General features: G+C 45.0%; 8 protein-coding genes and 1 pseudogene. All 9 read right to left on the bottom strand.

The annotated features are described in order from the left end of the window. Window positions 1-491: 491 nt before the first annotated feature. The 9 genes and pseudogenes from H6F66_RS08415 to H6F66_RS08455 all read right to left on the bottom strand — a co-directional run bounded on the left by H6F66_RS08415 (window position 492) and on the right by H6F66_RS08455 (window position 9144). Entirely contained in the window at window positions 492-1169 is a 678-nt protein-coding gene (locus tag H6F66_RS08415) for a Uma2 family endonuclease (protein ID WP_190420170.1), read from the bottom strand. Window positions 1170-1423: 254 nt separating this feature from the next. Then, the gene (locus tag H6F66_RS08420; protein ID WP_190420172.1) at window positions 1424-2089 is read right to left on the bottom strand and encodes a hypothetical protein; all 666 of its coding nucleotides are present in this window, start codon (window positions 2087-2089) and stop codon (window positions 1424-1426) included. Between the two features lie 86 nt (window positions 2090-2175). Beyond that, window positions 2176-3840: a serine/threonine-protein kinase gene (locus tag H6F66_RS08425; protein WP_190420174.1), complete on the bottom strand. Its 1665-nt coding sequence runs from the start codon at window positions 3838-3840 to the stop codon at window positions 2176-2178. A 190-nt stretch (window positions 3841-4030) separates the two neighbouring features. Further along, the gene (locus tag H6F66_RS08430) at window positions 4031-4246 is read right to left on the bottom strand and encodes a hypothetical protein (protein WP_190420176.1); all 216 of its coding nucleotides are present in this window, start codon (window positions 4244-4246) and stop codon (window positions 4031-4033) included. Window positions 4247-4892: 646 nt separating this feature from the next. Further along, window positions 4893-5051: a hypothetical protein gene (locus H6F66_RS08435; protein ID WP_190420178.1), complete on the bottom strand. Its 159-nt coding sequence runs from the start codon at window positions 5049-5051 to the stop codon at window positions 4893-4895. A gap of 284 nt (window positions 5052-5335) precedes the next feature. Further along, window positions 5336-6064: a Crp/Fnr family transcriptional regulator gene (locus H6F66_RS08440; RefSeq protein ID WP_190420180.1), complete on the bottom strand. Its 729-nt coding sequence runs from the start codon at window positions 6062-6064 to the stop codon at window positions 5336-5338. Window positions 6065-6370: 306 nt separating this feature from the next. Further along, entirely contained in the window at window positions 6371-7981 is a 1611-nt protein-coding gene (locus H6F66_RS08445; protein WP_242019211.1) for a peptide ligase PGM1-related protein, read from the bottom strand. 152 nt (window positions 7982-8133) lie between these two features. After that, a pseudogene (locus H6F66_RS29265) lies at window positions 8134-8540 on the bottom strand (hypothetical protein). Between the two features lie 133 nt (window positions 8541-8673). After that, window positions 8674-9144: a hypothetical protein gene (locus H6F66_RS08455; protein WP_190420184.1), complete on the bottom strand. Its 471-nt coding sequence runs from the start codon at window positions 9142-9144 to the stop codon at window positions 8674-8676. Window positions 9145-9263 lie beyond the last annotated feature (119 nt).

Consider the following 9263-nt stretch of genomic DNA (forward strand, 5'->3'; position numbering starts at 1 on the left):
TTCCTTCTACCGCATCTTCAGTTCAACGTTCACATAGAGGCACTGGAAACGATGGAAGCTAACAATTCATTCCTTCCTTCTACCGCATCTTCAGTTCAACTGCGTAACTCCTGTACGCTTACTTAAGCAGTGCAGATAAATCCAACGAAAAACCAAGTTATTTTTAACTTTATTTTAACTGTAATAACCCTAATTTTATGCCAACCTAGTTGTGATAATTTTAATCACATTATATATTTATTGCTAACAATCAGGCTATCCTATGGCACAGCAACAGGTTAGGAAAAGATCCTCATCTCAAGTAACTAGAATATTAAGGTGAAGCGATCATATCGGCTAAACGCAGACGAAAAACCAATATTGCAATATTGGTAAAAAAGGTGAAGATACTGCTTGCCTAGCTCGTGCGATCGCTATATGTTTGCTATGGGCTGGCGCGATCGCGCAAATTGCAGCTTAGTTGAAATTACCAAAATCTCCCATAGCTTAATTTAAACTACAGAATCGGGATCTACGCCCATAGCACGAAGTTGCTCTGCAAGACGTTGGGCGCGTTGTTCTGCAACTTTAGCGCGTTCTTCTGGTGTTAGGAATCTTTGCCCAAGTTCATCGTACCAGTACAACCACTCCCGCGTTATTCCTAGATAAGTTCCGCGTTCTGCACCAATACTTAAACCAACTTCAGGTAGCCAAACAGGATTACCCGGTTGCAAAATGTATTCGCCATCAACTAAACGATGAACTTCTAGCTGTGGCTTGCGGCGACGTTGAGGATTGTAAATTACGTAGTATAAAACACCCAAATCTGAGTATTCTTGCTTTTTCTTGGTATATTCGCCGCGATAAGTCTGAGAGACAACTTCTAGTATCATAATCGGGACGCGCTCTTCTTCCCAAATTGCATAACTTAAGCGCAGTCCTTCATCAAAAATTCGCTCAACTCCTAAGCTGAGAAATCCATCTGGTACAATTGCAGGCTGATCGGGATCGTAGTAAATCCCCATGTCAACGCCAAAGAACCAATCCATGCGTTCTGTCCAAGCCATAGCTAATATGGCTTTCAGTAAACCGGGGATTAAATCTTGCAGTTCATTATCCACAGGTGTCTCGTCAGAGTCGAGTAGTTCTTCGGAGGAAGGAAAATATTTTGGTGATTTGTACTCTAACATGACGGATCTCGCTCGGGCTACTAACTCTATGATACGTAGGTGGAGATAAATATTATAATTTGTAGGTTTGTTTGAGCAACCTCACCCAACAGGAAAGTTGTGTGAGTAAGTAGGGTGGATAGAGGTAACAAAACCAAATGCTAATATTAGGTAGGTTGGGTTGAGCAATAGCTCAACCCAACCTACAATTTTTCCAAATTGAAAAGTTTTTACAAGGGTTCAGCCTAGGCAAATTGATATTTTTTTAATGTCTTTTAATCGCAGACCACAAAAGTTTTTTTGCCATCTACGAAGTAAAGCGCCTCAGAACAGTAACCTAGAGAACTTATATCTAACTGTTTGGGTGGTGCATCTGTTTGGCTTACTTTCCACAGTTCAATCGCTGGTTTCTCCACATAAGTTGTTTGTTCTGGAGAACCTGGTTTCAAAGGGCTATAATCGCGGGCTGCTAAACCTTTTTCCCCTGCTGGTTTGAAATCCATTGAGGTATAAATTACACCTGCTTCTGGTTTGGTGATGCGCTTGTAATCTTTGACGAAATCTCGCTGAAATTTCCCATCACCTTGATTTAGGGACATTTGGAACCGGAAATCACCGAGTTCTTCACTCACTAACAACATGGCGTAGTCTTTTAACCCATCTTGATTAAAATCAGCCGAGAAAATGCTGCAAGTAAATTTTTGTTTTGAATTTCCACTAGCTTGAAACTGGCGTATTGCGGGAATAAAATCAGCTTCTTGTGCAAGACGAAATTCCCCAAGAGATGCTTTGACAGGTTGCGGTACTTCTCCTTGACACTGCACATCTGGTAACTCAGCCGTTGGAGAATTTGCGATCGCAGATTGGTTAGACTGCGGTGTAGAAGTACAAGCAGCTAAGCTAAGAGCCAATAGCGCTACTAGGGAAAGTTTATTTATCATAATTTGACAATAAAATTTGTGTACTTAAGTACAGATCCCCCAATGCGATCGCGTGTTCCGGAAATTTACGCAGACATAGCACCGGATCATCGCCAGCCCAACCAACGCAGAAAAGGCACAACGATGTAGTAACTCACGCCCAACCAGAAGGCAGTAGTGACAGCCAAAACCCCAAAAAACCCAAGGCTGACTAAAGGAGCGGACGCGGTAGGGATGAAGGTATAAGCTTGTAAAGCAGTCAAGACTCCAGCTGTGCCAGATGCGGCAATAACAGCGTGAACCAGTTCATGGCTAGGCAAACCTAAACCAAGGGTTAAGGGGCCAACTGCAAATGCAATCAACGTTACTAAGCGCAGCACCGATCCATAAGGCATCACATGGCAAATCAGCCACCCTAAGCCGTAGCCGAAAACGCCCATCAGCCCAGCCACTAAACGCCGCTTGCGCTGTCCAAAGCCTCCGGCTTCGGTAAGACCCCAAGCTGTCCCCCAGCCAGCGGCAGCAAACAGCAGAACCGCTTGCCCTACGTGGGGGGGAATATAGGGAAAAATCGGGGGCAATTGGGCGAGAATAGTAGCGAAATTGGCACCCAACGGCAACACGTAAGCCAAGAAAAAGCCAGTTGCGGCAAACACACCAGCGCCAATACCGCCAACAATCATTTCCCAAAGCGTATCTAAACTAGCTTGTAAGGTTTTGGCGATCGCGCGAAAAACGAAAAGAGTAATTTGACCTACAGCTGTCAGGATAGATGCGATCGCTATTGCCACCAGCTTCAGACTTGTGCGGGCAAAGGAAGCGATCGCCCCGGAAAAAGACTGCGGTACGTTACTGGGTATTGTCTTCATTGAAGAAACCCCAGTCAAACGCTGCTGAATCTGGGCCGCACTTGCTGGTCGCTGGCGCACATCGTCTTTTACCATGTCATCCAGCAAGTCAGCCAAATCAGGGCTAATCGGGGCGCAATGCCGCCACCTCAACTCACCACTTGCTGTATCTTCCAAATCCGGCGGATATTGCCCACTCAGTAAGTGAATCATCGTCTTACCCAGCGCGTAAAAATCTGCCGCCGGCCCCACCCCACTCCCCATAATCTGTTCTGGCGGACTGTAACCCGGAGAAATCAACCGCGTCGAACTGGCAACAGAACCCAGCTGCACCGTGCCAATTTGTTTCGCACCGCCAAAATCAATCGCCACCAGCTGCCCAGTTTCTTGACGCAGCATCAAGTTAGAAGGCTTGATATCGCGGTGAATAATATTGCGGCGATGCAATTCCTGTAAAATCTCTAAAGCTTGGTTGAGCCAATTGCGTACCAGCGATTCTGGACACCCTTGGGGATACCGATCCAGAATATCCTGCAACGTTTGACCGTTGATTTTTTCCATCACCAGACAAGGTAGCTGCCGCTTGCCTAAGTCCACCACAAAATAGCTATCTGGCTCCACTCTGGGAACGCCCGGATGATTTAGACTCGCTAAGACTGCCGCTTCTTGCTCAAACAGTTCCAGCGCCTTCGGTGAAGATTCCAGCAAAACCTTCAGCACTCGTTCTCTTGACAGGTGCAAATCCCAGACTGTGTAAATCGCGGCGAATCCCCCAACTCCGAGAGGCTGGATGGGAACGTAACGATGCAACAGTTGTAACGGTGCGCCGCAACTGTTGCAAAATTTGTTTCCCCAAACCTGGGGATAAGGACGCGGACAATCTGGATTTATGCAGTGAATCGCACTCTGTACAGACTGGGTCACAACCACACGAAGACACAGGGCTACACTCGATTCTATCCGACCGCAAGATACGAATCAGGAAACGTTCTCCGACGAGCAGGCAGAATCTACAGGCGTTGAGCGTGGCCCGGGTTCATCATCGCTCAATACAGGAAATTAAATTGTACATATAGATAGCTTGTCAAACGCCTCTTACATTTGTGCCAAATACTCACTTAATGGAAAGATTGTTGGCTTCCTGCCATTGAGTCCATGCCGAATGCAAGTCCTCTTCTATAAAACCTTTTTTCCCTGGGTTTAAAGCTTCAGATAAAAGCACTTTCAGTGTTGGCGAATAAACTCCGTTAACCATTTCATGCCCGTAACCAATCACTTTGCCAATATGCCCAGTTTTTTGATTCACAACATCAGTACCTATATCGAACATAACTGCCTTCCTTCTTTGAGATTTATGCCCCTAAGTTAGCGGTTATCCTCAATACTGGCTTCCGTCAAAAGAACGAACCATTTCAGATGTGTAACAATTATATTAATAAGTTATTTCATATTTAAAATATAAAAAAAACATATTACTTGTATAAGATTTCCTTTATCTTAGTTATTCTGGAGATAAACTTTCAAGCAGCCTACAAAAGCTGCTGCTTGTTTAATTCGGTTGTGGTAAAATCTCCTCTAAGGAAGATATATTTGTATAAGCAAATACCGTCCGCTAAAGAATGATTGTAGAAAAAGAACGATAGGAAAACAAAACTCAAAAAAAGCATTTGGACTTTGGGTACGGAAGCCGGAAACTAGGCTAGTAGTTAGCGTAAGCTGGGTTGTGAGAACCTCACCTAACAAAACATAAGAGGATGTCTCAGAAGTGTCAAAATGTTAGTTTTATCCCCCCAGACTACCTTTTCGAGGGGGGAGAACCAAGTCTTAATCCCCCTTTTTAAGGGGGATATCCACCGTCTAAGCGTCTTGATTAGGACTTTTCAGACGTCCTCTAAGCCTTGGTTGGCTACGAAAGTCTGAGCCTGAAATAAAGTTGTTTTCTTAACAGCGCCTGATATTAAAAAAATTGAATTAACCTAGCTGAGCGAAGGAACTTGGTTTAGGTGATTCAAAATTTCTCCAACTAATTGCCTTTGTTTTGGAGAGAGTTTTTCCCAACTCTTACCCCAAAGGTCTATCATTTTTTTGTTAATATCATCATCATATTTAGCAGCTAGGCGTGTGGAATTATTCATAGTTAGGCCCCGGTTATCTTTAAGCGGGATATTGGGTAACGCTCTGACGTGCTTATATTGAGGGAAATAGCTGGAAGCGGCCGATCGATTATTAGATTTGGCATTTCGTCAAGAAGGGGCGGGGCTTGTATCCTTAGCGAAGGAAAGCACCTAGCTCATCGGTTTCTTTCCAACATCTAAGTCAAGTAGCCTCGATTTCCGAGCCTGTAATATTAAGAATAAATGCGATCGCATTCCGAGTTCTGTACGCTTCCAAACATAAAAGCCAAATTAAAAAGAGGTCGTCAGCAAATCTCACTGCTTCCCTTACCTAGCAACCGATCGTACTCGTTTTTAATCACCCGATAACACTCGCAAGAGGTTGCTTCCAAACTCTCCCGATCGAGGATGGTGATCTTACCACGGCTGTAACAAATCATTCCCGCTTGGCTTAGGGTGCCAGCAGCCACCGTGACACCGGAGCGGCGTGCGCCTAACATATGAGAGAGAAATTCCTGAGTCAACGGTAGCAGGTCTGATTCCATGCGATCTTGGACGTTGAACAGCCAACGGGCAAGCCGCTCCTCTATCGTATGCAGGCGATTGCAGGCAGTGGATTGGCAGGCGTGAGTAAATAGCGCTTGCGTGTAGCGCAGCAGCAAGCTGTGAAGTTTACCACCCCGGTTGAACTCGGTTTTCAGATGCTCGGCTTTCATCCGCATGGCAGTGCCTGGAATTTGCACCATCGCTTGGTTGATCGTGGTGTTGCCTCCCCAGCATACGGGAAGACCAACCATGCCTTCTTTGCCCACCAGACCTACTTCGACTATCGCCCCGTTTTCCATGATGGTGATTAAAGAACACATTCCCTGATTGAAAAAATAGACGTGTTCAATCAATTCGCCAGCGTCGTAGAGAACTTGATTGAGTGATAAGGAGACGAGTTCCAGGTGGGGAATAAGGCGCTGGTACTCGGTTTCAGACAGGGCGGCGAGGAGTTGATTTTTTATTGGGAGATAGGATTGGGACGACATTAGCAGGCTCCTTATGTAGTCGCGTGTTTAGAACAAAACAACTAACGGCACAAGGAGAGCGATTCAGAACCCGATCCCAATGTCAAAAGAGTAGTCTCTAAAAAAGAAGTTGTACACTCTTTAGTTATAGCAGCGTATCCAATGTAAGCAGCGATGGCTTAGAGGATGTTTGAAAAGTTATCTATATGACGCTGAAATCTTGGAGATCCCCCTAGCCCCCCTTTTTAAGGGGGATTTAGGGGGATCTCTAACCTATAGGTTTGAAAAGTGCTTTTTCAAACATCCTCTTATTTTCATTTCCGAATTTTAGCCGTTCCCGCTCCAAGTAATCGGGGGAATCGGATAAAGTGGCGAGTTGGAATGATTAGGGCGAATTTTAGTTTCTTCGTCCAGCACTTTTTCCACCTTGTTGTAAATTTCTTCTGCCTGTTGCATAGAATCGCCAATACTGGTTAATCCCAGCTTGCCGAATTCGGAAAGACAACCCATGAGATGGAAAACGGTGCCTGTTTCAGTACCAGTATCAAAGTGCAATCTGTGATGGGCAATGATATCCATTAAGTCGTTTGGCAGCAGTCCCCGGTAACGGTCTTTTTGCAGGTTGTCGGTGGCAATGTAGTATTTTGGGCGACCTTGTTTGCTGTAAAATAAACCTGTCGAGAGATCATAACGACCGTTTGTTAACAGCTTGAGGGTCATAAAAGGATGGGTAGTGCCGCCTTTTCGCAGGTTAATTTCTATTGCTTGCAGCTCCCATTGTCCGTGTTCTGTGTCAGGGTGGCGAACGGCGACAAAATCAACGCCGAAGCGTTCTAAGGCTCCTTTTTCTGCTAGTTTCTTGCCTACTTTTAATCCCAATTCTTGCAAGCGCAATCGATAATTTTCATCGGCTGGGAAACGACAACCAAGGTAAATTTGACCGTCAGGGCCTCCTAAAATTTGGTCGTGAGTTGAGAGGATTTCTACTTTTCCATCGGGTGTGATGCGACCTTGAACGCTGGGACTCCGCTTAATGTCTCCTTCGATGAAAGCTTCTACAATTGCTCCTAATTCTGGGATGCGACTAGAAAAATTTTCCCAGGTTTCAGCTTTGGCTTGAAAGCCGAGAAATGGCAAGCGATCGCTTATTGCCTCCACTCGTTCTTTATGGGAAGCTTTCTGGGGTGCTAGTTCCAGAATGGGTCTTAAGTCTAGAATTGCATTCGCTTCGCCGGAAATTCCTTCATTAAGTTTGACAACCATTCGCTTTAAAGTCGGCTGTCGTTCCCATAACTCGGTTGCTGCTTGTGCGAGTTCTTCGGCATTCCAGACGCTACTGCTACCATCGGGATGAGGAACCTCACTCTCGGCAAAGATTTGCCGAGAGCCACTTTTAGTTCCCCAATCCTGCAAATCCGGATCGCAAGCATACAAGGGTACGCCCAGTGCTAGAGACAGTTCCCTTTCCCAAGGGCTACTGTTGTAACAAATCATATAAGACTTTTCTAGCTGCAAGGCTTGCCGAATGCGCTCCAGTAAGCGGGGACGCTCTAAAATTTTTTGAGTTAGAGGTTTGAGGGAGGAGTCGTAAGCTGAAAGTAGCAGCAAGCGATCGCGTGCGTGAGAAAACGGAATTCCCGGTAGCAGTTGTAAATAGTAATCAATTACGCTCGGATGCAACGGCTGGGAGGTAACGTAAATTAGCCTGGTTCGAGGGTTATGCAGGCGAATTAACGAAAATAAAAGTCGCTCCTCGTAGTGATGAGATCCTTCAATTTTCAGCAGTTCTCGCTGATCGATACTCAACGAAGGAATCACCACAATATCAGCATCGCTGTTGTCAAAAAGTTCGGTAGTATGCCAAACTTCGCGCAGCTGGTTTTGAAGATGTCGGAATTGCTCCGCCAAATCGGCGGTAGTCACATTTTGTATTACCAAAGTATTTGCCTTGCTCCCATCGGGCCCCATAATTGCGATTTTACCCAGATAACAGGCAAAATATGGGTTCTATGACACAAAAGTGTAACTAGAGAAGTTGTATACAACGTCTCTACAGGGGGTGATTTCTTCAAATTGAGTTTTACAAAATACTAGAGCCTTAATGTATCCGGATCTTCCCCCATTTCTCGCAACCAAGCCGCTAAAGCAAGAGCGCGTTTGCGTTGGCTTCGGCTTGCTGTTGAGCAGCTTCGGCGCGTTGACGTTCGGCTTCAACTTGCTGTTGAGCAGCTTCGGCGCGTTGACGTTCGGCTTCCTCCGGTAACAAGACGAGATTTCCCGCCTCATCATAAAACCGCACCTTGCCGCCACAGAAAAAGTCATTGCGATCGCTCCAAGCTTGCTGCAACGATCAGATCAGGGTATTCATTGCAATCCGGTGACGGTTACTTTCCATCGGTTCACCATCATCAATCAAGTCAGTGGGAGGCATGGGGGATTCCCACCAATCCTCAACCGCGGCGTGGGATATTGTCTGGTTTGTCGTCGTCTCTAACATTGCCCGATCCCTACTAAGGTTTTTTTATGTATACATTTAACGTTACAGTTTATTTAAAATAGAGATAAAATTTGTATTTGTTTTAAACTCAAAATACTGATGTGGGAAGAATATATCGGAAGCTTCTACTTACCTAATTCAATAGAATCTCAATGAACCTTTTTAAAGCATTTTTGACAGCAACCCAACCTTGATAATTTACCAGTATGTTACTATTTTTTCTCTTTTCATCCTTCAAGATTGTTTGCGCGATCGCATCCATTTTATCTCGTGTCATCTGTGCTGTCCCAATTTGATCACGTAACTCATAGACGAAATTATTACGCAACTCCTGCTCTAGATATTCCAGTTCTTGGCGACAATCTTCTGTCCTCTGTATTTCCAACTTCAGCTCTTGTTTTAGCTCCTCCACTTCTTGTGTTAGACTCTTCACCTGTTCGCCCGATATCTCCAATTCCTCTTCAAGTGCCGAAACTTCTGCCATTTCAAAAGTGCTTTCTTCGCTGAAGCAAGGCTCATTGCTTTTTCGAGCATTTCTGACTAATAAATCAATCGTTCTACTAGGGTTATCTTGCTGGTTAAGCCAGTCTATAGTTTCCGGCAAAAGCTTAGAGGATGTTTTAAAAGTCGGTTAGATAGCAAAAAAGCTCACTCAGTGTAAGCTGCGAATATGTAGTACACAGCACTGAGAGAGCGTTATGAGTAAAGCTTACCCCAGTAATT

It is taken from the genome of Trichocoleus sp. FACHB-6, assembly GCF_014695815.1.
Lineage (GTDB): Bacteria > Cyanobacteriota > Cyanobacteriia > Cyanobacteriales > FACHB-T130 > Funiculus > Funiculus sociatus.

Excerpts from the sequence above, each read along its gene's own strand:
- H6F66_RS08415 (WP_190420170.1), bottom strand. The coding sequence starts at position 1,169 with ATGTTAGAGTACAAATCACCAAAATATTTTCCTTCCTCCGAAGAACTA.
- H6F66_RS08420 (WP_190420172.1), bottom strand. The coding sequence starts at position 2,089 with ATGATAAATAAACTTTCCCTAGTAGCGCTATTGGCTCTTAGCTTAGCT.
- H6F66_RS08430 (WP_190420176.1), bottom strand. The coding sequence starts at position 4,246 with ATGTTCGATATAGGTACTGATGTTGTGAATCAAAAAACTGGGCATATT.
- H6F66_RS08435 (WP_190420178.1), bottom strand. The coding sequence starts at position 5,051 with ATGAATAATTCCACACGCCTAGCTGCTAAATATGATGATGATATTAAC.
- H6F66_RS08440 (WP_190420180.1), bottom strand. The coding sequence starts at position 6,064 with ATGTCGTCCCAATCCTATCTCCCAATAAAAAATCAACTCCTCGCCGCC.